Below are 24,407 nucleotides of genomic sequence, written 5' to 3'. Positions count from 1 at the left end.
CAAAAGAAAGGGGTTTATACTGGGCGGCAATTATACACAACCGAGATACCAACATGGCGAAAACCGCGGCGGCTTTACACATCCTGGTCAAAGAGGAAGCGCTGGCAAAAGAGATACTGGCAAAACTGGCGAAGGGTGGCAATTTCCAGCAGCTGGCAAAGAAGCACTCAACCTGTCCTTCCGGCCGGAATGGCGGCGATCTGGGCGAGTTCCGGCAGGGACAGATGGTGCCGGCCTTTGATAAAGCGGTCTTTACCTGCCCGCTGCTGACGCCTTACGGGCCGGTAAAGACCGGCTTTGGTTATCACATTATCAAAGTACTCTATCGCAACTAGTTACTTCTTCTGCTTCATCTGCTGCAGGACGGTGCTGCACTGGTTGTCTTCGTTATCACTTGGAGAGATCAGTGCCAGCAGCGCCGCCGCCGGGCCAACTACTGCGCCCAGAGCCACTGCAGCAGCACCACGTGCCAGCAGTGGCCCCGTTTTCACGCCCGCATCAGGATTTTTAAAGGTGCCACGCACGTAGAGCGGGGAGCGCAGCGTTACGATGCGGACGCCCTTACTCTCCGGATTCACCGACAGATCCAGCCGCTCACTGGCGAAGTTCGCGTTGCCTGACACGTTGATAATCGCGTTCTCGGTATCAAAAACAAACAGGTTAGGCGTCGCCACACCGTTCTGCAGTTTGAGATCGGTGGCGGCGCAGTTGATGCGCACCTGGTCATCGCCAAACAGTTTGCCCACCACGTAGTTACCGACGTTGAGTCCGGCAATTTCCATCAGGCTGCGGCTGATCAGACCATCATTCATCAGCAGCTTAAGTTGCCCGTTGCTGGTCGCCAGCAGATCGGCTACGGAGTTACCGGTGCCGGTAAAGCTGGCATCGCCATTGAGCTGGCCACGGCTGTTCTTCATCGCCTCCACATTCGGGAAGAGCTGACGCAGCTGCAGCTTACGGACATGAAGATCAACCCGACCACGCATCGGCGAGTGATCGCCCTCCAGCCGGATAGTGCTGTTGAGATTGCCGCCCGCCACACCAAAGCGCAGCGGGTCCAGCAGCAGATCACCGTTTTTCAGCTGTAAATGGGTATAGAGATCGCTTAACGGCAGTGAATTGCTGTGTTCGATCCGTTTGCCGCTGAACTTCACGTCGGCATCCATCACGTCCCAGTTTTTGGTGTCGAATTTATCGTGTGGCAGCACGCGGTCTGCGGGCTGATTCGATTTCTCACCGCGCCGGGCTTTGGCCTGCGCCGTTTTTTCACTGCCTTTGCCAGAGTCGACGCCAATCAGCGGCCCCAGATCGGCCATGCGCAGTTGCTCAGAGGTCAGTTCGCCGCTGAGTGTCGGGCGGGGTTTGACCTGACTGTAGATCAGCGAGCCATGAATATCGCTGTCGCCAATATGTCCGTTGAATTTCTCATAGCGGTAGACCGCGCCCTTTTCGCCGCTGAATTTAGCAATCAGATGGCCGTCGGTTTCATAAGGTGGCGTGTCAGGCAGCAGAACGCCGGTCAGGCCATAGAGATTGGCCAGCGTATCGCCCGAGAAGCGCAGTCGCACGTTAAGCCCGCCGAGGTTCATTGGATCCTGCAGACCGCCGGTCACCTGAACCCGCGTGCTGCCGTTGCGCAGATCGGCCTCAATCGGGAACGGTGTGTTCTGACTGCGCAGTGACAGCATGCCGCCAATCTTACCGTCGCCGCTGAGTGACTCATTGTTATAAGTGCCCTTCGCCTGCCAGCCAAAGACGAAGTCGCCTGCGCCCTTCTGCTGGTCATTGCCTCCGGCAATCTGCGTATACGGCACCGGCTTACCCAGCGGATTAACCTGCACCGTGACATCTGCGCGGTTAATGGCGTCGCGATAACGAATCTGGCCCTGATCGAACAGAATATTATCCAGACGGAATGACCAGGCCGATGGCGCAGCACTCTTCTCATCCTTGCCGCTCTCGGCAAGGGTAAAGGTCCAGTTGTTCTTTTTATCCGCGGTCTGGATCAGACGCGCATCCGGCCGCTGCAATTTAATCCACGGGATGAACAGTTCTTTGTGCAGCAGCGACAGCGGTGACAATGTGGCATCGACCCGCTGCAGATGTACCATGGTGACGTCGGCAATGTCAGGCGGATTCCCCAGCATGATATCTTCCGCATGGATCTGCGGCCATGGCACCCAGCGCCGCCAGCCTGCCTCGTCGCGATTTCGTGCCCAGTCGATACCCAGATCCCCGCGTATCGCAAAGGAACGGTTTAACTCGGTTGAAACTTTTTGATTGATGGTGGGCTTCAGGCGATTCCAGTCAAAGGTCGCGATGACGACGATAATCACCACGATCAACAACACCAGAATTCCTGCTACCCAGCTGACTATTTTCCCGGTACGCGACATTACGCTTTCTCCTTGCACATTCACGGTCTGCGTTAAAGATAGTCGAGACCGCGGGCAACAGCATCAGGGAAGCGGGATAGTAAGATGATTCAATTCAGAAAAAGGGGTTTCTCAGCCATTTCGTTAGCATAAGCGGTAAAAAAAGCCGACATTCCCGGCGTTTATCCCCGAGACCAAAGCTAATGGCCGCCTTTAAAGGTAAATTAAAACACCGTTTTAAAACCATTGACGTCTGCCATACCAGACGCGAGACTAAGGCGATATTTCACTACAGGTCTGAAACCATGACGCAGAAAAAAATCGCCATCATCGGCGAATGCATGATTGAGCTGTCCGAAAAGGGTGAGAACATTAAACGTGGCTTTGGCGGCGATACGCTCAATACGGCCGTTTATCTCGCCCGCCAGGTTGATGAGCAGCAGTTACGGGTCGATTATGTCACTGCGCTGGGTACGGATTCGTTCAGCGATCAAATGATCGCGGCCTGGCAGCAGGAGAAGGTCAATACCGACCTGATTCAGCGGCTCGATAATAAAATGCCGGGCCTGTATTTCATTGAAACCGATGCCGACGGTGAGCGCACCTTCTGGTACTGGCGCAGTGATGCCGCCGCGCGTTACTGGCTCGACAGCCCGCAATCAGCAGAGATAGCTGAACAGCTGTCGCACTACGATTATCTCTATCTTAGCGGCATCAGCCTGGCGATTCTGCCGCCTGCCAGTCGTGAAAAGCTGATGGTGCTGCTGGCGCGCTGCCGGGCTAATGGCGGCAAGGTGATTTTCGATAACAACTACCGCCCGCGTTTATGGGCCGATCGGGCCAGCACGCAGGCCGCTTATCGCGCCATGCTCAACTGCACCGATATCGCCTTCCTGACACTGGATGATGAACATCTGCTCTGGGGCGAAGAGCCGCTGGATGACGTTATCACGCGTACCCGTCAGGCGGGTGCCAGCGAAATCGTGATTAAGCGCGGTGCAGACTCCTGCCTGGTGGTCACCGGCGACGCACCGCTGATTGATGTGCCTGCGGTACGTCTGGCGAAAGAGAAAGTGATCGATACCACCGCAGCCGGTGATTCGTTCAGTGCCGGTTATCTGGCTCGCCGTCTGACCGGCGCCTCTGCAGAGGTCGCCGCGCAGCGCGGACACCTGACTGCCAGCACCGTGATTCAGCATCGCGGCGCGATTATTCCGGCAGAGGCGATGCCTGACTGACAGAGCGGCAGCCAGTGTCGTTGATACAGGCACTGATCGTGCCGATGCCAGAAAATGCGCCCGAGGGCGCATTTTTTTAGGCTGCTGGTAACGTCTGGCTGCGTGACTGTAACCGATGCTATCCGTTCCCAGATGAGACTGGCACGTTAGCCCCTGCAGCGTGGCGGTGTGATCCTGACGCTAAAATCATTATGTCGCCTTAAGAACGCACAGCGTGATATCCGGTAAATTGCGGCTAATAAAGCGGGCCGTGCCAGCTATTTACCTTAAGCGGAAAAATTGTGGTTAATAACAGATCCCCTGCGGTCGCCCCCTTCAATCTCTCTTATAATTTATTGATTAAAATTAATAAGTTAAACAAACAGATCCACCACCAGGCATAGTCCGAATCTGGTCAGATCCCCCCTTTTCGGATGGACGACTGCCTGAAAAAAGACCATCTTTTAATCAAAAGACAGCAGGACGCTGTTCTCTCCGGCCGCGAACAAAACAATTAAAATATTCCCCGCATCAGGATCTATTTATGCACACAGAAATTATTAATATCTGGCCACACGGTGATGCGCCAGGCGCCAGCGATTCGCGCGCACAGCCGCAGATTGTCGACATGGCAAAAGAGTATGAGCCTTACGATCGGGCCGCTACCGGCGTGCGTTGCCCGGAGATGGCGATCTGGCATCCGGTCGAATCAAACGGGATTACCCTGCTGGTCGCACCGGGCGGTGGCTATCAGCGCGTGATGATCGATCGTGAAGGCAGCGCCCTGGCGACATTCTTTACCTCAATGGGTTACACCCTGGCGGTGATGACCTATCGTCTGCCCTATGATGCACATCACGAAGGCCCCGACGCGCCGCTGGCCGATGCTCAGCGCGCGGTACGCGTCCTGCGTGAACGGGCGCAGCGCGGCCTGAATGGTAAATATATCGTCATGATGGGCTTTTCGGCGGGTGGTCACGTGGCTGCCAGTCTGGGTACGCGTTTCGCAGAGAAACTCTATCCGGTGCAGGATGGCGCAGAAAACTTCTCGCCGCGCCCGGATGCGATGGTACTGGTCTATCCGATAATCAGCATGCGGGACGGCATCGCCCATGAAGGTGCCAGAACCCGCCTGCTGGGTGCCTGGCCCGATCAGAAAACCATTGACGCTTATTCAATGGAAACCCGGGTTCATCCGCTGGTGCCGCCAACGCTGCTGATCCACGCAGCCGACGATGATGATGTATCAGTGAATCACAGCATGGCGTTTTTTGGCGCGCTGCGTGAGCATAAGGTCCCGGCAGAGGTGCATTTCTATCAGAAAGGCGGGCACGGATTTGGTATCCGCGGCGTGGCAGATTTGCCCCTCGCCAGCTGGCCGATGTTAGTGACCGAGTGGCTCAGGGCAAAAACCTGACTTTATGCGGCTGGCGGAACGTCTTTGACGTTGCTATCCGGCGGACTGGCTTCATTGCTGGTCGCCGGTGCCGCTGGTGGTGCCATCACTTTGTCCCAGTTGTTTTGCAGGCTCTTCACGTTGGTTTCCGCTTCGCCTTCCGGCTGAATCAGTACCATCATCAGTTCCTGCGTCAGCTGCTGACGCAGCTCCTGGTTTAACTGTTCGCGGGTCAGGCCGGCCAGGAAAGTCTGACGCAGCTTCTGATACTGCTCAGGTGCGATATCAACTACGGCGTTCTGCTGGGAGCGCAGGCGCTGGCTCATCAGCACATCCGTATCGGTGCGGGCATAGGTGGTAAACAGCTTGTTCAGTTCCAGCAGCTTCTGCGCCATCAGCGCATCAAACTCCTCCTGCGGCAAGCCTTTGTCACGCACGTTTGCCAGCTCACGCGCCACCAGATTCATATTCTGCGCCAGATTTTCGTTGCGTCCATCCAGGTTGATGGAGCACTGCGCACGCTGATAGAGCACACGGCAATCAAATCCCACCTGGATGCCCTGTGCCTTGCTGTCACTGAGTGCACGCTGGACATGCCAGAACAGCGCTTCACGCGCCAGATCGCCCTGCCAGTAACGCTGCAGATTCTGGGAGTCACGAATCGGTTGCCACGGCGTATCCCATACCAGCGAGAGACGATCCTGCGTCATGTTGCTGCTGACCAGATTTACCGGCTCGTGCGGCAGCGGCGACAGGGTGGGCAGTGGCGCAGGCGTTTCTCGTTTACCGGTTAACGCCGAGAAGGTTTTATTGATCTGCTCAGAGAGGTTGCGGCTGTCAACATTCCCTACCACGTAGAGCGTCATCGCATCCGGGGTGTACCACTGATGATAAAAATCATTGAGCTGGGTTAAATCAACCGGCGCGCGTGGTTGCGCTGCGGGGTCATGCGCCAGCAGCGCGGAGCCTTTCAGGCGGTAGCGCCACCAGACATCCTGGGTATCTTTCGGCCAGGTCGCCACCGGATCCGATGCCGCCAGCGCGGTATTGACCACCTGTTCGGTGATGGCCATATTGCCCGCCGTGGCCGCCAGCCAGTTCAGCGCTTCTTTCAGCAACTCGGGGCGGTTATTCGGCAGGCTCAGATTATATTGGGTGGAATCATAGGAGGTGATCACAGGTGGCAGCGGATGCTGAGGATCCATCGCCTGTTGCCATAGCGCGCGCTGCTGATGGTTATCAAGCGCGGTGTTGTGCACCATCGCCAGACGCGGCAGCAGATGGCTGAAGCCGGCCTGTTGCGCACTCTCTACCAGCGAGCCGGTATTCACCACCAGCCGCAGTTCAATACGGTCACTGGGGCGTTGCGGTGTGGCCAGTAACTGCCAGTTAAATCCATTATCCAGCTTGCCTTCCTGCCAGGCCGGATCCGGTTGCAGCGTTTCTGCCTGGAGACCAAAGCTGCTTGCCAGCACTAATCCACCAACCAAAAGCCGAATTCTGGTGCCCTGCATGTGAACCCCTACTCAAATAATTCAAATATCGTTATCACTGGCGCATATTGCCGCTGTTATTAACGAATCGGCTGGCGCCGAATCGCGCTGTTATCCAACAACAAAGTGTTTGACCACAGGAAGCTCAGGATGTCGCGTAACGAAGTGAAAAACGTCAAAAAAAACAAGTGGGGTTTATTATGCAAATGCCCGCTGTCAGGGCAAGCGACAGCGGGCATTTGTGGGGATTTAAGTGAAATTCAATGATTAAATTGAAGATTCAGACGCTTTATTCTCCTTATTCCGGCCTGCCAGCGTGTCGGTCAGCTGTTTATGATCCAGCTGATCGACCCACTTCGCCACCACCACGGTCGCCACACCGTTACCGATCAGGTTGGTCAGCGCACGGGCTTCGGACATAAAGCGGTCGATACCGAGAATGAGCGCCAGACCCGCCACCGGCAGATGTCCCACCGCAGAGAGCGTCGCCGCCAGCACGATAAATCCGCTCCCGGTTACTCCCGCCGCGCCTTTGGAGGAGAGCAGCAGCACCACCAGCAGCGTAATCTGATGGAAAATGTCCATGTGCGCATTGGTCGCCTGAGCGATAAATACTGCCGCCATGGTCAGGTAAATCGAGGTGCCGTCCAGGTTAAAGGAGTAACCGGTGGGGATCACCAGCCCTACCACCGATTTCTTGCAGCCCAGCTTCTCCATCTTATCCAGCATACGCGGCAGCGCAGACTCGGAAGAGGAAGTGCCCAGCACAATCAGCAGCTCTTCTTTGATATAGGCGATGAACTTAAAGATGCTGAATCCGGCAAACAGGCGTGCAATCAGCCCCAGCACGATCACCACAAACAGAATACAGGTGATGTAGAAGCAGATAATCAGCTGGCCGAGCTGCACCAGTGAGCCCACGCCATACTTGCCGATAGTGAACGCCATCGCGCCAAATGCCCCTATCGGTGCCAGACGCATGATCATGTTGATGATGCCGAAAATCACTTTTGAGAAGCTTTCAATCACGTTGAAAATCAGCGTGCCAGTGTTACCCAGACGATGCAGGGCAAAACCAAACAGAATGGCAAACAGCAGCACCTGCAGAATATTGCCGCTGGCAAAGGCGCCAATCACGCTGTTGGGGATAACATCCAGCAGGAAAGCGACGATGCCCTGCTGTTCTGCCTGTTGCGCATAAATCGCCACGGCTTTGGCATCCAGCGTGGCAGGATCAACGTTCATCCCGGCACCTGGCTGCACCACGTTAACCACGATCAGGCCGATAATCAGCGCGATGGTGCTGACAATTTCAAAATAGAGCAGTGCAACCGCGCCGGTCCGTCCTACCGCTTTCATGCTTTCCATGCCAGCGATGCCGGTCACCACGGTACAGAAAATCACCGGGGCGATAATCATCTTGATTAACTTAACAAAGCCATCTCCCAGCGGCTTCATCTGGGTCCCTAACTCCGGGTAAAAATGGCCTAACAAAACGCCGATGCCAATCGCCATCAGCACCTGGAAATAAAGGCTTTTAAAAAGTGAGGTTTTCATAAACAGGTGTCCACTAACGCCGTGAGGTGATGTTGTCGGATTCGTTATTGTGACTGGCGGGCAACAGAGGTGGCGCCTGACAGTAACCCGAAAATAACACTCTGTTTACGTGATTAATACAGGGTGACAAACGCCCAGGAAACCCGGGGATCGTAATTCTGAACTGAAACGCTTCAGCAGGGGGTTTTGTAACTAAAATTCTCGCAAAATCAATGAATCAGGCAATTATTGCGGTAGTGAGGAGTTTTCGATCCATGCCTGATTGAATCGGGTCAGAGGCAGCGCTTCAGCATACAGATAGCCCTGTCCGATAGAGATGCCGCGCGCCAGCAGCCAGTCACGTTGTTCCGCTGTCTCCACGCCTTCGGCAATCACCTCCAGATGGATAATCTCGGCGATGGCCGCCACGATGCAGACCATGGTGTCGTCATGCGGCAGCGCCGCCACGAAGCTGCGATCCATCTTCAGCTTGTTAACCGGCAACGCTTTCAGCTGATGGAGGTAGTTAAGGTTGGAGTAGCCCATGCCGAAATCGTCCAGAGCCACGGCTACGCCGGTCTGCTGCAGCATCCGCAGCATCGATATCGCCTGTTCAGCATCATCAAGCTGAGCCGTTTCTGTCACTTCCAGCACGAAGGTGCCAGGTGCGATGCGGTGGCGCGTCAGCAGGGATTGCAGATGAGAGACCACGCCCGAGTCACGCAGTTGCACAGCGGAAATATTCACACTCAGCGGCAACATAATGCCCTGTCGCTGCCAGCCTGCCAGAATGCGGCACGCCTCTTCAAACACCCAGCGGCCAATCGCGCTAATCACGCCAATCTCTTCGGCACTGGCAATAAACTCTTCGGTCAGACCGTAGCTGCCGTCTGGCTGGCGCATACGCAGCAGCGCTTCCGCGCCGACTAACGTGCCGGTGCGCATATCGACCTGAGGTTGCAGATAGAGGGCGAACTGCTCATTGTGCAGCCCCTGCAGAATGTCATGCTCCTGGGTCAGACGTTTTTGCGCGCGCTCGGTTAACGCGGCGTCAAAGAACAGGATCTGATTTTTGCCCTGATGACGGGCCGACATCATCGCTGAGGTCGCGCGGCCAAGCAGATCACTGGCGCTCAGCGGCTGATCATCGCGCAGCGCCAGACCAATGCTGACGTTAGGACGCAGCTGCAGCTGATAAAGGTTGACCGGCTGATTAAGGCGAATCATCAGGTTACGGGCCAGACGCAGGGCGCGGAACGGATTGCTGGCACGCTTCATTAACAGAACAAAGTCGCTGGTCCCGGTCTGCGCCAGCAGAGTATGGTCATCCAGCGTATTACGGATCTTCTCCACCAGCGTCAGCATCAGCGTATCGCGCTGCTCATCGCTCAATACGCCGTTGGCTTCCTGCAGGGTTTCAATGCGGATCACCATCAGCCCCAGCGGCTGTTCCGGGCTGCTCATGAACTGCTCGACCAGCGCCAGAAACAGGGTACGGTTGGGCAGATCGGTCACGGGAAAATGGGTGGTCAGCCGGCTCATCTCATCATGTATCGACTCCAGCACCTGCTGATTGCGGTTGTAGCTGCGGATCAGCATGCCGATTTCATCATCGCGGTGGCTCTGCGGCAGTGACAGCTTATGCGTCAGAATCGACTGCGGCGGCAGCTCCTGCAGCTCCCGCGAGAGATTGCGCAGCGGATGCACCACCAGCCGGTTGATACACCAGCTGATCGCCACTGACAGGATCAGTGCCAGCAGCAGATAGGTGATAATCATGGTCGAGAGCGTGCTGAGAATAAACTGGTAGACGCGTGTCGAGTTAGCCTGCAGCACCAGATAGGCCAGCGGTTTCGGCATCCCGGTATTTTCCACTGAATAGAGCGGCAGGGTAATCTGCACCGGCAGCTCAAACAGTCGCGCCACCAGACGCGGCACCGGTTTCTCCGTTTCGAAGTCGGCATGCAGAGCCTGAAACGCATTCGGCAGCACCACATCGGCGCGCGATAAAATACCGGCAGGTTTCAGTGAATGGAGAATGCGTTCGGCCTGAGAAATATCGGCGCGCAGTACCGCTTCCGACAGCGGCTGGCGGACGGTGTGTGCGATATTCTCCATCTGCTGGGCGTAGTCAATCCTGCGCTGCTGCACAAAATGAAACAGTTGGATGACGATAAAGATGCTGATGGTGATAACCGCAACCAGCGAAACTGTCGCCATCTGCTTTATCGTAAGTGACCGGCTTACGCGCAAAAATATTCTCCTGACGATGAAAAAAGCCCAGATAGCAGACAGTACAATGCCCGCCAGTATATCCCATAAACTGACTTTTTTACCGTCTGAAAAGTCCGGCTTTTTCCCGGTCGGGATTATTTAAAATCCGCGTAAGGGGTCAGCGGCTGTGGCGGCATATCCAGATCCCCTTCCCAGCCTGCGGCAGAGTAACGCACGTAGATAAGCCCGTGGCTTGGGGTATAGTCTTTTGCCTGTTGAATATCGACGCCCACCCCGATAAACCAGTCGGGTGTGATACGACGTTCAACCACGCCCTGCAGCGTATACCCCGTGCCGCTGCCGGTGCTGCTGGCGGAAACGGGATTGCTGGCCAGGGTAAAGCCGGGATTGACCGGATAGCGCTGCTGCGCATCGGTTTTCGAATGTGACCAGGAAACCGAGCCGCCCAGGTCGAACGACCAGTTTTCTGTCCGCTGTCGCCAGGTGACCGGCACGGAAAAGGAGAGATACTGCTGCGGACTGTAGTAGCCGCCCTGACCGAAGGTGTAATCGCTGAGATCCTTCTGATAGTGCCAGAGCATACTGTTAAGCCCGACGGTGGCCCGGCGATTATCGCTATTAATGAGCTTGTAGTAGTAGCCGGCCATTAAGCGCTCGCGACTGTTATCCGCAACGTTTTTACCGGTGATCTGATGCGCGCTGATGTCGCCCCAGACACCGTGTGCGCCGCCCTGATCGTAACTCAGCCCGATGCTGCCACCCGTTGCCACTACGCCGCCCCAGCTTTTTCCACCGTTGGCTGATGGATCGCGCGCGCCCGCATAGGAAAGCAGCGAACTGGCGATCGGCCGTCGCGAGGCGGTCAGCGTCACGCCAAGATCCCTGACGTCAGTTTTCCAGCTCAGACCGCCGGTCCAGTTGGTCACCTCAAAGCCCAGCGGCGTGGTACCCAGATCCGCTGACCAGCGGTCATTATACCAGCCGACGCCCAGCGCAGTGCCCTCGGCGCGCTGACTGGCATCGCGGCTGCATCCGCCGGAACTGGCGTCGTCGCAGCTACCAAACTGCTCGTCGAAGCTGCCGTTACGGGTGGTAAAACTCCCTGCCGAGACGTCCACCCGGTCGAGACGGAAAAAGCCGCGTCCGTCGGCAAACGGACTTTCCGCCTGCAGCATGGTGGTATGGGCAGTAAAGTCGGAGACCCCAGCCGTACCCTTATTGCGCGAATAGTCCTGCTGCACCGTCAGCGTGGTCTCACGCTGACGATAGAGATCTGCGGTGTCGCTGCGAATACTGCGCTTCAGCCAGTCATCCTGTTCCTGAGAGCGTGTCGCGCGGCTGATACTTTCGCCGCTGCCGATACCGCTGGCCGTCATCGCCTGACGATAATCCGCCAGCGCGATCTCTGGCTGCTGCTGTGCGCGCTCCAGCCGTGCCGCATCACGAAACACCAGTGCCTTATCCTGCGAAGGCGCCAGTGACGCAGCGCGCTGCTTCAGGCTGGCAAAGCGCACGGCAGCCTGCGTGGTTTCGCCCACCGCCTGCCATGCCAGCGCGGCGCGGCGATCGGCATTAAGAGTGTTGGGCTGGGCTGGCTGCTGCTCAAGTGCCTGCCGTGCTTCGCTGTTGCGCTGGAGGGCAACCAGCGCTTCGATTCGTCCCAGCGCTGCGTCGCTGTTGTCAGCTTCACCTGACAGCACCTGCTGATAGATCTCCAGTGCCTGCTGCGCATCCCCGCGAGCCAGCGCCCAGTCGGCCAGCGTCAGGTCGCGTCGGCTGGAAACCGGCTGCTGGTAAAGCAGCGTCACCGCTGCCCGCTCCTGCCCTGCCGCACGAAGCGCTTCGGCGCTGGCAAAAATTTTATCCTGCCCGAGCCGGTCAGCCAGCTCATGCATATTGCTGTTCCACTGCGTTTCAGGCAGGCGATGCAGCGTTGCCAGTGCGGCGTCATCATTATCCCGGCTGGAAAGGTAGAGCGCGGCGGCGTAGAGCGCGGTCGCATCTCCGGGATGCTGCTGTTGCAGCGTCGCGATCTGCGCATCCGCCTGTTGGGTGGCCCCACCGTCGCGTAGCGCGCTCGCCAGCCGATAACTGAGCCAGACGTCATCCGGCTGCAGCGCCAGCGCCGCCCGATACTTCTCTGCCGCCTGCGGCCATTTATTCTGCCGGGCGAGCGCATCGGCCTCGGCGCGCAGGCTGTCACTGCGCAACGCGCGCAACGTTCCCGCCATCTCGCGCTGCTGACCGGCGGGTAGCGTACTGATAAACTGCATGACGCGGGCAGGCGACTCGGCCTGATAAAGCCCGGCCAGGCGACGCACGGTGGTGGTGTTGGTCGCGTCCAGCCTTAGCGCATGCTGCCAGAATAGTTCGGCACCTGCCGCATCTTTGCGCGCCATCGCCACATCGCCCAAGCCAATCAGGGCATAGCTGTCGGTGCTATCAATTTTCTGTGCGGCGCGATAAGCGCGTTCGGCCCCCTCAACGTCATGCTGCGCCAGCGCCTTATCGCCCTGTTCGACCGCCAGCCAGTAACGGTTAGTCTGCAGCAGTGACTGCCATTTGCCGATCAGCGTACTCTGCTTGCCCGCCTCAACGGCGCGTTCCAGCCAGAGCACCGCCGTGTCACGATGGCCGGCGCGTGCCTGAGTCTGCCCCATTGCACCCATCAGTTCGGCGTCGTTGGGGTTATCCTTCAGTGCCCGGCTAAGCGCTGCCATCGCATTATTCACATCGCCCGCCTCGACCAGCGCCAGGCCACGCATCCGCTCGCGATAGGCGGGATCGGCGAGCTGCGCCTGCTGCTTCGCCAGCACTTCCGCGCCCTGCTGGTGCGCGTCGCCGTCGGTAAAAACAGCCAGATAATCCTTTAACTGCGCCACGCTGCTGTCGCTGACCGGCTGATCGTTGATCTGCTGCAGCCAGAGATCGGCGGCGGCGGCGCGTCCGCCGTTGCTGTTTGCCAGCTTTTTCAACTGCGCTATCGCCTGCTCCGGCTGCTGTTGATCAAATGCCATGCGTGCAATTTGCAGCTCAACCCCGATATTGCCCGGGTAGCGCTGCTCCAGCGCCTGCAGCTGCTGGTAAGCGACGCTCTCCTGACCGGGAGTGCGTGCCAGCAGCCGCCAGTATTCCAGCGCCGTATTCGCATCCGGAAAAACCCCTCCGAACAACGCATCGTAAGCACTTTTCGCCTCCGCCAGGCGCCCCGAGGTGGCGAGCAGGCGCGCCTGCTGCAGCTGCTGCCGCCCATCCGACGACATCAGCGTCAGGCCGACGGCGGATTCACGCGTCGCGGCGGAGTCGGGCGCAACCTTTTTCAGCTGCTCCAGCAGCATCTGCGCTTTAGGGATATCGCCCTGACGCAGCGCCAGCCGCAGGCGAGCCGCCAGCACCTGCGGATTATCGGGATCGATCTTCTCAAGCCGGTAGAGCGATTGCTGCACCAGATCGTATTTGTTGGTCGACTCACCGGTGCGTACCTGTGACAGCAACCATTCGACCGGCGACACCTCCGGTCCGTCGACCGGTGCAGCCAGCCCCGGCAGCGCACTCAGTGCGCCGAGCAGCATGCCTGCCCGCAGCACCTGTGCGTTATTCATCTTCATCCAGTAAACGACGACGGGTAATAATTCGCATCAGACGCCAGGTCATCAGCGCAAACAGCACCACTACAAAGAGTGCGCAGAGTGCCAGCCAGAAGGGATGGACGGAGAGTAGCGACCAGAGACGCTCCCACCACGGCAGATGACCAACGTAGTAGCTCTCTCCCACGCGCAGGCTGTTAACCCCTGACTCACGGATCACCACGGTGGAGCCAGACATCGTGCCACGCTTGCCGCTGTCACCCATCGCCTCGTTGAGCAACTGCCAGCTGCGCGGCGTGCCATCGGCGAGCAACGCGACAACGCTGCGCTGATCGTAAAAAGGTGACTGGAAGCCAATCACCGTTGCCAGCGGGCCGCGGGAGCTGATAGTCGTCGTGCTTTCTGCCGCCTGCTCGCGCTGACTTTGCGGGTTCACCTCCGGAGTGATTTGTCGCACAGGCTCTTTCAGCCAGCTGGCGGTGGCGTCGACCAGCGCCGGGATCCGCTGGTCATCCTGAAGATCTTTGGGGATGACGCCGATCATCAGCAGATCCACATCCTGCTTCTTCGCCGTGGCCCAGTCATCGGTCAACTGAACGCGCAGCGCCGGATAGCCGGTTTGCGCACCCATATTGCCCAACGTATTCAGCAGCGTGCTGACCTGCTCTGCATCGGGTTTTGGCGGCATCAGTACCAGGGTTTGCGCCAGATCGGCGTAGCGGCTGAACGGAAAGCCCGCATTCGCCCAGGCGCGTAGCGACGGCATTTCGATGTAGTGGCGATAGCCGGAAAAATCGATGCTGGAATTGTCGTCCACCACCACATGATGCGTAATCGGCGTTACAGTTTCGCAGCGTCCATCCGCGTTGCCGCTGATGGTGATGTTGGCGTAATCAAAATCGAAGCGCAGCTGATTCACCACCCCGAGGCGCAGCGCCGGAATCAGCAGCTCATGGCTCTTGTCCAGCATTCCCTGAATCAGCGGAATATGCAGCAGCTGCTGACCCGTCGTATTTTTCGGCGGCAGCGGATAATCCTGAATGAACTGATTATTCAGGTTGACCGCCAGCCGTGAGCCATCCGACTGGAAAGGCGCGGTATAGCGATAGCTCAGATCCATGTCGATACCGCGCGCGCGAACCAGGAAGAGATCGGGCGGCAGATTGAGGGTCAGGCTGACGGGATTAGGCTGCACCCCATCAGACTGCAACTGATTCTCATATTGCGTCAGTTCGGCGAAAGTGGTGCGGCGATCGGTCCGCACCCAGTTAGGGGCGTCATAAGCCTGGCGCGGGGAGAGCAGCTTAACGCTGTCGATGGTTGAGGTATCGCCGCGCAGCAGCAGCTCACCCTGGGCGAGACCCTGAACCGCCGTCAGCAGGTCCTCATCGTTGCGTCCCAGAATCAGCAGCATTTTTTCATACGGATTATCGGGCTGGCTGACAATCTCTACTGTGGGTTTCGTCACCGGCGGTAGATCTTTCAGGAAATCCGGGCGCGCTTCGTTGGTGGCAAACACCACCGCATGCTGCTGTTGCGGTAGCTGGTTATACAGCACCGGGAAACGCTGCCCGCGCCAGCCCGTTTTGCTGCCAAACCAGGAAGCAAGAATGGCGGCAGCCCGCTGCTGCGTGACATCCGGCTGGGCGCTGAACACCATCGGCAGAGTCAGCGGTCGCGTATCCCGCGAATCAAAAAAGGGTTCCGGGAAGTGGGAGAGGTCATTTTTCAGCGGCAGTTTTTGCAGCGTCAGATCGATGCCGCTCTGTTTGCCGATATCCAGCCAGATTGCGCTATTGGCAGGATTTTCACAGACGTTGGCGTAGTGGCCCACCAGCTCGAAACGCACGCGGTTAAAGTCGGCAATGTAGCGCGGATCGATCGACAGCTGCGTCTGGATCTCTTTACCCAGCTGTTCCGGCGTCAGGGTAATCAGACCGACCAGCTCATCATTGAGATAAACCTTCAGCTGCGACAGCGTCGGCAGCAGTGCGGGCGAAGGCCGAAAGCTAAGGTTCAGCAACGCGCGCGTCACCACCTCATCGCTGCGCACACCGAACTCAATCTGTCCGGTAGTGCGGGTGCCACGCAGCGTCATGCTGCCAGGCGGCGGTGCCAGCTGGGCAAAGCTCAGCTGGCTGTTCCGCAGCGGCGCGCCGTTATCCTGCGGTAAAGATTGCACAGGCGTTACACCAGCGATGTTTGCGGGCGCGTCCTCCTGCGCGGCGGCACAGCTTAACGTTGCACTGCCCAGCAGCAGAGCGGCAAACCACCTGTTTACTCTCGGTATCGTCATATCATCAACTCAATGCGTTTTTTGAAGCTGGCACACGTCCGATGCCTTGCGGCAACAGCGAAGCCAGCCAGCTCACCCCAACGGTAAGCAGGTTAAACAGCCGACGTAACTGCGGCGGGCCATATTCCGCCAGGCGCAGGTAACCTTTGAAACCGAGGATCATGATATCGGCGAGGCTCTGGACCGGTTTATCTTCCGGAAAACCGTCCTGCCACAGCGCCCAGGTATCGGCGCGGGCGAAGGTACACTGGATAAATTCAATATGCTGCTGAGTGGTCAGTTGATGGAGACGCACGCCAGCCCGGTGGCCAAAGACACGCTGCACCTGGCACGGGAAGCTGAACTCCTGCTGTCCACGACGCAGCAGCAGCCACACTTTTTCATTCTCCCGCAGCGCATCCGGCTCGCGCATCTCCAGCCCGACGCCGCCGTCAGAGTAGTCACGCAGCGTACAGGGCAGCATATGACCATCTTCGCGTGCAATGGCGGCCGGCATGGCGATCTCCACCCGGTGCGCCTCACGGATCTGCCGTGCTTCAACCGAAACCGCTACCGCACCGCCAAGAATAATCATGTTGTAGAGCACCCAAATCAGGCTCACCCATACCGTCAGTACCTCATTGGCCGGACCGTGCTGCATGCGCCAGAACGCCATCAAAACCCCTGCGAGGTTGAGCAGCACCAGCAGCATATAGGGCTTGGTTATCACCCAGTCCAGATGCTCCTCCTCTACCAGCCCGCCTTTTGCGGTGACGTTAAACTTCCCTTTATGAGGATTGAACAGCGCCACGGTGGTAGGCCGGGCGATATACCAGGCCAGCACCGTCTCGTAGACCTCGCTCCAGAAAGAGTGTCGCCAGCGTCCCTGAATACGCGAGTTGGTGAGGCTGGTATGCAGCATATGGGGCAAAACATAAATGGCGATCGCCAGCGCAGGTGCGTAGATGATGTAGGCATGACAGAGCAGAAACGCCAGCGGCGCCAGCAGGAAGACCAGCCGCGGAATGCCAGAGAGAAAGTGCAGCATGGCGTTGGCATAACAGAGCCGCTGTACCCACTTCAGCCCCTTACCAAACAGCGGGTTATCAAGGCGGAAGATCTGCACCATACCGCGTGCCCAGCGGATACGCTGTCCGATATGCGCTGACAGACTTTCGGTCGCCAGTCCGGCCGCCTGAGGAATGCGGATGTAGGCCGAAGTGTAGCCGCGCCGGTGCAGCCGCAGCGAGGTATGGGCATCTTCGGTAACGGTTTCCACCGCAATACCGCCAATTTCATCCAGCGCGCTGCGGCGCAGCACGGCGCAGGAGCCGCAGAAAAAGGTGGCATCCCAGGTATCATTACCGTCCTGCACCAGCCCATAAAAGAGCGAACCCTCATTGGGCGTACGACGAAACCGCCCGAGATTGCGCTCAAACGGATCAGGCGAGAAGAAGTGATGCGGCGTCTGCATCATCGCCAGCCGGGGATCTTTAATAAACCAGCCCATGGTCATCTGCAAAAAGGCGCGCGTCGGCACATGGTCACAGTCGAAAATCACCACAAATTCGCTGCGGCAGTACTTTTTCAGCGCGTGATTAATATTGCCGGCCTTGGCGTGCTCATGGGTGGGACGGACGACATAGTTGATACCCACGCTGGCGGCAAAGTCGCGGAATTCCGGCCGGTCGCCGTCGTCGAGCAGATAGATATTCAGGCGGTCTTTCGGCCAGTCGATGCCCATGGCAGCGTAGATGGTGGGTCTGACCACGCTGAGCGGTTCGTTGTAGGTTGGCACCAGCAGATCGATGCCTGGCCACTGATCCCGATCGACAGGCATCGACACTGGCTGACGATTAAGCGGCCAGAGCGTCTGAAAATAGCCCAGCACCAGCACCACCCAGGCGTAGGTCTCTGCCGCAATAAGCAGCAGACCAAACACCAGACTCAGCGGATCGTCCCAGTTCAGCGTCGAGGTATAGCGCCACCAGAGGTAGCGGCACGATACGGTCAGCGACAGCACAATCAGCATCATGGTCGGGAAACGCCCCGGGACGCGTCGTACCAGCATCGCCAGACTCCAGAGCAGTACCACAAAGATAAACTGCGTCATCAGGCCAAACGGCTGGCTGATACAGAGCAGCGCCAGCAACGTGGCAAACAGGGCGGTGACGGCGAAGAGGCTGCGTCGCACCAGCGGCGACAGCCGCTTCAGCCATTGTTCGATGCGCACATCGATTCCCTGGGTCTGTGAGTGGGCAACGGCCTTGTCCAGCCAGCGGTAGCCATGGTGGCGCCAGCCAGAAAGCGCACCGAGGCCACGGAAACCGCCACGAGCGCGATCGCTCTGCGGCAGGATCACCAAAAGCCACAGCGTCTGGATCAGATAACGCAGAATATCCAGCGGTCGCGGCCGCTCCGGCGAAATGTGCGGATAGAGCCGGCGGCGCTGCTGAATAATCCGCTGCCAGCCTGGCGTTTCGAAGCGAAGCAGCATCAGGCCCAGCACCGACCAGAACAGATGAAGCGCACTGGCGAAGCGGGACGCGCCATTGCCTCGCGCTGTGGTATAGCCCCTGTGCAGCGATTGCCAGGCGGGCGCCGTTAACAGCCAGCACAACGGATTCAAGAGCTCACTCCATTCAGATTGAGCAGCAGCCAGCTTGCCAGCGTGATGATCTCTTCACTGACCAACGCATGTGGCCGGTATTCACCGACCGGCTGCTTCATCATCAGCGCTTCTGCCAGCGCCTCATCCCGGTGGATCAGCAGCGGTATCAGCGGATTCAGCGAGGCCATCCAGAGCTGATGCAGATCCTGCTGCAGACGACTGTTGGCATTAAACTGATTGATAATAAACCGGGTGCGCGCCGGAAACTGGCGCTGGCTAAGCCGTAAATGGCAATTCGCGTCTGGCTGAGTGACGCACAACAGGCTGTCCAGCGTGGGATAGAGCGTTTCATGCCAGGGCAGGGTATCGGCAGGCAGATCGAAAATAATCCACTGATAGCGCGCCCGCAGGTCCGGTAATGCCTGGAGCAGCGGCGCGGCGATCGCCTCATTCTGTCTGGCAATAGTCAAAGCATGCTGATGGGAAAGCACCCCGTGAGGCAGCAAATCAGGACCATCGGGATAGCGAAGCCCGCTGTGCTGCCAGTCACCGCCCTCACACAGTGCTTTCATCCAGCCATTATCCTGCTGAGCGGGCAGATTAAAATGCACGCCGAGCTGGCTGACCGGGGAGCCATCGATCAACAATACTCGTTCGCCGAGTGCCGCCAGCGCCCAGCCCAATCCGGCGCAAAGAGAAGTCGTGCCGACGCCGCCCCGTACGCCCTGAAGCGCGATCTGCGGCATCAGCGATCGGTCTCAGACTGGCTGGCAAGGGTTTCCGCTAACAGCGGCCAGCGCGACACGATCGCTTTCAGACGCTCTTCCCGCGCAATGTCGACATAGCGGAAAGAGTGCAAAGAAAACGCATCACGTAACGCACTAATATCATCCTGACGATCGCCATCAGCGGCAACAGGGTTATAGAGATTGTGGTTTTTCATTACTGTTCGCCAAAAATAAAACAACGTCACACTCAGGATGACCGACTGCGCGTACGCGTAAAGGAAAGTTGAAAAATATTTCCAGAAACGCGGCAATTGCAGAACAATGTGAGCCGGCCTGTGATTAGCAATGTTTAAATTTCTCAGGTTACATCCCGGCCTGTCTATAATAAGCTAGCCTGGACTGGAAAAATAACGAATTCAATATGAAAAATTCTTTTTCGCTGGGGCTGTTGCATGTTCAGCCTGAATTAACGGCATTGCAAACGCCTGGCTGTTATTGGGTGACCTGTGCGCGGCAGGATGACGCCCGCACTTTTATTCGACAGGTAATTTCACATCAGCAGGCCGTAACGCTGATCAGCGCTGACCAGCCGCCGCGTGATTTGCTGACGCCCGACCCACCTGGCGGACCCGATCGTATTCCGCTGTTTTCTCTTTCCAAAAGCAAAGGCAGTTTGTTGCAGCTGGAAAGTGATTTTCTGCGCACGCTCGGCAGTAAAAATGGGTTAGTGATATTTAATAGCAACGCAGCGCAATGGGATAAGCTTGATGACGCAGAATTATCCCGCTGGATAAAGGGCATGCGTCAGACGCTGCATAAAAGAAAGCTCACCCTTTTAATCGTGACCTCCGGCACCACAATAATAAATCTGAGTAATCATCTTCAGCGTTATTTTCGTCAGCTGGATGGCGTTGCGCATTTGAGCTTTCAGCAGGATAGCTGGCAGTATCGAATTAACTGGTGGTATGCCGCGGAACGCCTGCTTGCCGATCGGGCAATACGTCTGGGCTGTGAAAATGAACGCTTTTTTACCTTAAATGAAAAGCAGGAACCACTGAGCCTCAACGACGAGCAGCATTATCTTGCGGACAACATCGTGCTCGAGGGCGCGCCGCCGCTTTCACGCCAGTGGCAACTGTTCGAGGATAATGAGCAGGTCTGGTTGCGGGCGCAGCAGGCCAATGCCGCAACGGTGATTTTCAGCCTGACCCGCAGCGAATATATCAACGAACTGGCGAAGATGGTGCACAGCCTGCGTCGTACACGCGGCAACGGACTGAAAATTGTGGTGCGCGAGATGGGTGCAAGCCTGCGTTATAGCGACGAACGTCTGCTGCTGGCCTGCGGTGTAAACGCCATCGTCCCGACCAACGCCACAATGTCGCGCTTTCTGACCACGCTGGAGGGCCTTCAGGGACAGGTGTTTAACCGTCGCGTTCCCGCCAGTCTTGAGGCGTTAACCGCTTCGTTGCAGCCTCTGCATGAGAAAGGCTACCTGCGTCTCGATGCCTTCTGTCAGTCAGTCGGCCAGTTGATCAGCAATACCCTGCTGCCGGAAAATGATAAGGGCCTGCTGGTCGCGTTGCGGCCTGTGCCACAGCTTAAGCCTCAGCAAATCCTGACGCTCTGTAAACCGCGCCGCTTTGGCGACCTGGTCACGGTGCTGGAAGATCGTGTCATCCTTTTCCTCTCTTCCTGCCGCTATAACGACCTTGATAAGGCATTGAAATATATCTTTTCTCTGCCTCACGACGAGCTGTTTGCTAACCGGATGGTCTGGTTTGAGGATAATCAGATCCTCGCGGAAGTCAGCAATATTAAGAAACTGACGCCGATGGCAATTCAGGATCTGGCTCCGGTATCAGAGACGGCCCGCGCCGCCGTTGAGAGCCGGCCTGAAACACATGAACGCGCTGCACCGCAGCCCATCACTTTACTGCCGGAGAACAAAGCCTGATGAATCTGATGGACTGGGTACAAATTGCGCTACTTATTCTGTTTATCCTGTTGTTTTTAAAGCCATTATATCAAAAATGGCTACCCCGTCGCTGGAACGGCATCATGAATCGTTTGTTGCCAGCGCGCGCGCTTAAATCGGAAGGTCACTGGCAGCGTCAATCCTCTGAAACGGATAGAAAAAATTAATGAATACTGATCAACCCTCGGCGGCCTCCTCTTCCCGCTTCTGGTCCTCCTGGCGCGGACTGGGCGGCTGGAATTTCTACTTTTTACTGAAGTTCGGCCTGCTGTGGTATGGCTATCTCAATTTTCACGCCCTGAGCAATCTGGTGTTTCTCGCCTGGCTGCTTTTTCCGTTACCCTCGGCGCGCCTGCATCGCATCCGCCAGTTGATCTCGATTCCGGTTGGCATCGCGCTGTTCTGGCACGACACCTGGCTGCCAGGACTCAGCAGCATACTCAGCCAGGGCGATCAGCTGGCGGGCTTCTCTGCGGCCTATCTGCTCGACCTGGCCGATCGCTTTATTAACTGGCAAATGGTGGGAGCCGCCTTTGTGCTGCTGGTTCTCTATCTGTTTGTTTCACAATGGGTTCGCATCACTGTGCTGGTTTCGCTGATGCTGATCTGGCTTAACGTGCTGACGATTGCTGGCCCGGCGATGTCGCTGCTGCCGACCCGGACGGCTACGCCACAGGTCGTATTGAATCAGACACCCAGCGGCGGCCAGCCAGCCGCCACGCCGGATGGACTGGAGCAGTCTGCGCCGCCGACCAGCGCAAATCTCACCGCCTGGCTGAACCGCTTTCATGAAAGTGAACGCCAGCGCGTGACGCATTTTCCCGACAATCTGCCTGCCGATTCGCAGCCTTTCGACATCCTGGTGATCAATATCTGTTCGCTCGCCTGGTCTGATATGGATGCTTCTCAGCTGCGTAACCATCCGCTGTGGCAGCATTTCGACATCATGCTGAGCAATTACAACGCCGCAACCAGCTACAGCGGACCGGCGGGTATCCGACTGCTGCGTGCCAGTTGTGGCCAGACCTCGCATAGCGATCTCTATAAACCTGCCGATCCGCGTTGCTATCTGTTCGACAATCTGGCGAAGCTGGGCTTTAAAGAGCAGTTGATGATGGATCACACCGGCGTATTCGGTAACTATCTGAAGGAGGTGCGCGAGGGCGGCGATATTCAGGCACCGCTGATGTCACAGGCGGGTATCGCACCAGAACTGACATCATTCGACGGCTCGCCGGTATTCAACGATGCGCAACTGATGCAGCGCTGGCTGGACGACCGCAGCAAAAGCAGCGATGCACGCAGCGCCACCTTCTACAATCTGATCCCGCTGCACGACGGCACCCGTGAACTCGGCAGCACCAAAACGGCACCGTGGAAACCGCGCGCGCAACTACTATTCGATCAGCTTGATGCCTTTATGACGCAGCTGGAGAAGTCGGGCCGCCGCGTCATGGTACTGGTAGTGCCCGAGCACGGTGCCGCGCTGCAGGGAGACAAAATGCAGATGTCCGGCTTGCGCGATATTCCCAGCCCGGATATTACTCACGTACCGGTAGGCATTAAGTTCGTCGGAATGAAGGCGCCGCATCAGGCTCAGCCATTGAACATTGATGCGCCGACCAGCCTGCTGGCCTTGTCAGAGATTGTGTCGCGCGTCGTAGATGGGCAGGTATTTAATGCCCCGAATGTGAATATGTCGGTGCTGACTGACAAGCTGCCGCAGACGCCGGTGGTGTCGGAAAATGACGGTGCAGTGGTGATAATGTATCAGGGCAAACCCTGGATCAGGCTGAACGGCGGCGACTGGGTCGCCTATCCGCAGTAACGCGTGACCGCCGGGTTGCAGAGCCGTGACCCGGCAGTTAAAGGCGGGTCAGGCGCGGCTGAGCGCCTGCTCCCTGTTGAGCGCGTGGCTGTCGATGGCAGAATAGCGGCCAGTGCCGCCATTCTGCCGGTTATCAGCGCTTCTCCTGAAACGCCTGCCAGGTCAGCAGCTGCAGACTGGCAGAAAAGTAGTTCTGATCCGCAGCCAGTTTATCGCTCAGATAGCCGGTTTCGTTCAGCGTCAGGTCACGTACCGCCAGCAGTCCGCCCTCAAGATGGTAAGGTGCAGGGGCATTCGCCAGCACGTCGAACCAGGCGGGTGTCAGCATGCGGCTGTAACCCTGCCAGACGCGCTGAAACGGCACCAGTGCCAGACTGTGCGGGTCATACCACCAGATGTTCAGCGGCACGCGAATCGCATCGTAACTGAAGCGGTTCGAGTAGCCGACGGCCGGGGCAACCGAACCGTCGGCATTCAGTGCGACCCAGTCCATTGGCAGCCCGGTTTTACCAAAGCTCAGCTTACCCAGCAGATCAAAGCCATCGTTAATCAGCTTATCCCAGACCTGAAGATGGCTGTGTTCACCAAACTCGCGCCACGCCTGAAACAGGAAGTAAGAGGGATTGAGCACCACATAACTGACTTTGTTAAAGCCCTGCGCACCCGGCAGCATCACGGTGTGGCCGCCAAAGCTCGTGACATCCAGCCTGATAATGGCGCGCTGAATACGGTCAGATTCCTGCTGGTAGCTCTCCACCTGCCATTTCTGTGCAGCACGCTGTAGTGCCCAGGCCAGCAACACATCGCCATCCGCGGCGTTATTCTTGTCGGCGACCGGGTTGTCACTGCCCGGCACGTAGCGCCAGTAAAAAAGCTCGGTCTGCGGATTACGCAGCTGGCTGCGCGTCCACTGCCACAACCGATCAAAGGTGGCGCGATCGTCGTTGGCCACCGCCAGCAACATGCCATAACCCTGGCCTTCGGTATGACTGACGTTGTTATTGGCGGTGTCAGTGATCCGCCCTTCTGAGGTCACAAAGCGACTTTTAAAAGTCTCCCAGCCGCTGGCACTCGCCTGCGCGCTGCAGGCCAGCAGTAAAACAGAGCAGAGCCAGACCCGCCAGAGTGGATTACGTTTCATTTCCGAT

16 protein-coding genes are annotated in these 24,407 nt (G+C 57.5%); 6 read left to right on the top strand and 10 right to left on the bottom strand.

All coding sequences use genetic code 11. The features are described 5' to 3' along the window. Positions 1-53 precede the first annotated feature (53 nt). Entirely contained in the window at positions 54-335 is a 282-nt protein-coding gene (ppiC, locus tag ACMGGP_RS18555) for a peptidylprolyl isomerase PpiC (RefSeq protein WP_010257386.1), read from the top strand. On the opposite strand, the gene ACMGGP_RS18550 is transcribed toward ppiC, so the two are convergent. Continuing rightward, positions 336-2,396, bottom strand: coding sequence for an AsmA family protein (locus ACMGGP_RS18550; protein WP_498798698.1), 2,061 nt, complete (start codon positions 2,394-2,396; stop codon positions 336-338). Between the two features lie 284 nt (positions 2,397-2,680). Here ACMGGP_RS18550 and kdgK point away from each other — a divergent pair, with 284 nt between their 5' ends. Both kdgK and ACMGGP_RS18540 read left to right on the top strand, forming a co-directional pair. After that, on the top strand, positions 2,681-3,613 hold the full coding sequence (gene kdgK, locus ACMGGP_RS18545; RefSeq protein ID WP_111534717.1) for a 2-dehydro-3-deoxygluconokinase: 933 nt from the start codon (positions 2,681-2,683) through the stop codon (positions 3,611-3,613). 523 nt (positions 3,614-4,136) lie between these two features. Beyond that, complete coding sequence (locus ACMGGP_RS18540) at positions 4,137-5,009, top strand: alpha/beta hydrolase (protein ID WP_064690468.1); 873 nt, start codon at positions 4,137-4,139, stop codon at positions 5,007-5,009. 2 nt (positions 5,010-5,011) lie between these two features. On the opposite strand, the gene ACMGGP_RS18535 is transcribed toward ACMGGP_RS18540, so the two are convergent. The 8 genes from ACMGGP_RS18535 to bcsR all read right to left on the bottom strand — a co-directional run bounded on the left by ACMGGP_RS18535 (position 5,012) and on the right by bcsR (position 19,668). Then, the gene (locus tag ACMGGP_RS18535; protein ID WP_010257399.1) at positions 5,012-6,502 is read right to left on the bottom strand and encodes a M16 family metallopeptidase; all 1,491 of its coding nucleotides are present in this window, start codon (positions 6,500-6,502) and stop codon (positions 5,012-5,014) included. Between the two features lie 246 nt (positions 6,503-6,748). Beyond that, complete coding sequence (locus ACMGGP_RS18530) at positions 6,749-8,038, bottom strand: dicarboxylate/amino acid:cation symporter (RefSeq protein ID WP_010257403.1); 1,290 nt, start codon at positions 8,036-8,038, stop codon at positions 6,749-6,751. A 225-nt stretch (positions 8,039-8,263) separates the two neighbouring features. Next, positions 8,264-10,270, bottom strand: coding sequence for a biofilm formation regulator HmsP (gene hmsP, locus ACMGGP_RS18525; RefSeq protein WP_074399317.1), 2,007 nt, complete (start codon positions 10,268-10,270; stop codon positions 8,264-8,266). 116 nt (positions 10,271-10,386) lie between these two features. Beyond that, complete coding sequence (gene bcsC, locus ACMGGP_RS18520) at positions 10,387-13,854, bottom strand: cellulose synthase complex outer membrane protein BcsC (RefSeq protein WP_498798697.1); 3,468 nt, start codon at positions 13,852-13,854, stop codon at positions 10,387-10,389. Beyond that, positions 13,847-16,135, bottom strand: coding sequence for a cellulose biosynthesis cyclic di-GMP-binding regulatory protein BcsB (gene bcsB / locus ACMGGP_RS18515; RefSeq protein ID WP_425013909.1), 2,289 nt, complete (start codon positions 16,133-16,135; stop codon positions 13,847-13,849). Before bcsB ends, bcsC begins: the two co-directional genes overlap by 8 nt. A 4-nt stretch (positions 16,136-16,139) precedes the next feature. Continuing rightward, on the bottom strand, positions 16,140-18,743 hold the full coding sequence (bcsA, locus tag ACMGGP_RS18510; protein ID WP_320504221.1) for a UDP-forming cellulose synthase catalytic subunit: 2,604 nt from the start codon (positions 18,741-18,743) through the stop codon (positions 16,140-16,142). Beyond that, entirely contained in the window at positions 18,740-19,471 is a 732-nt protein-coding gene (bcsQ, locus tag ACMGGP_RS18505; RefSeq protein WP_010257415.1) for a cellulose biosynthesis protein BcsQ, read from the bottom strand. Before bcsQ ends, bcsA begins: the two co-directional genes overlap by 4 nt. Beyond that, complete coding sequence (gene bcsR, locus ACMGGP_RS18500) at positions 19,471-19,668, bottom strand: cellulose biosynthesis protein BcsR (RefSeq protein WP_010257416.1); 198 nt, start codon at positions 19,666-19,668, stop codon at positions 19,471-19,473. The genes bcsQ and bcsR overlap by 1 nt, the downstream gene beginning before the upstream one ends. A gap of 206 nt (positions 19,669-19,874) precedes the next feature. On the opposite strand from bcsR, the gene bcsE reads away from it, so the two are divergent. From bcsE to bcsG, 3 genes are read left to right on the top strand one after another with little or no spacing between them, the layout of a single operon-like run. Then, on the top strand, positions 19,875-21,410 hold the full coding sequence (gene bcsE / locus ACMGGP_RS18495; RefSeq protein WP_031590330.1) for a cellulose biosynthesis protein BcsE: 1,536 nt from the start codon (positions 19,875-19,877) through the stop codon (positions 21,408-21,410). Continuing rightward, positions 21,410-21,598 (top strand): cellulose biosynthesis protein BcsF, encoded by a 189-nt coding sequence (gene bcsF, locus ACMGGP_RS18490; RefSeq protein WP_010671654.1) that lies wholly within the window; start codon positions 21,410-21,412, stop codon positions 21,596-21,598. The genes bcsE and bcsF overlap by 1 nt, the downstream gene beginning before the upstream one ends. Further along, positions 21,598-23,259, top strand: coding sequence for a cellulose biosynthesis protein BcsG (bcsG, locus tag ACMGGP_RS18485; protein ID WP_498798696.1), 1,662 nt, complete (start codon positions 21,598-21,600; stop codon positions 23,257-23,259). Before bcsF ends, bcsG begins: the two co-directional genes overlap by 1 nt. A gap of 133 nt (positions 23,260-23,392) precedes the next feature. On the opposite strand, the gene ACMGGP_RS18480 is transcribed toward bcsG, so the two are convergent. Further along, complete coding sequence (locus ACMGGP_RS18480) at positions 23,393-24,400, bottom strand: family 8 glycosyl hydrolase (RefSeq protein WP_031590334.1); 1,008 nt, start codon at positions 24,398-24,400, stop codon at positions 23,393-23,395. Positions 24,401-24,407: the final 7 nt, after the last annotated feature.

Origin of the sequence: Curtobacterium sp. BNK-1, from assembly GCF_048685235.1 — a bacterium.
Taxonomy (GTDB): domain Bacteria; phylum Pseudomonadota; class Gammaproteobacteria; order Enterobacterales; family Enterobacteriaceae; genus Pantoea; species Pantoea agglomerans.
The sequence above is the reverse complement of the archived record's forward strand: the minus strand, read 5'-3'. Positions and strand labels throughout refer to the sequence as shown.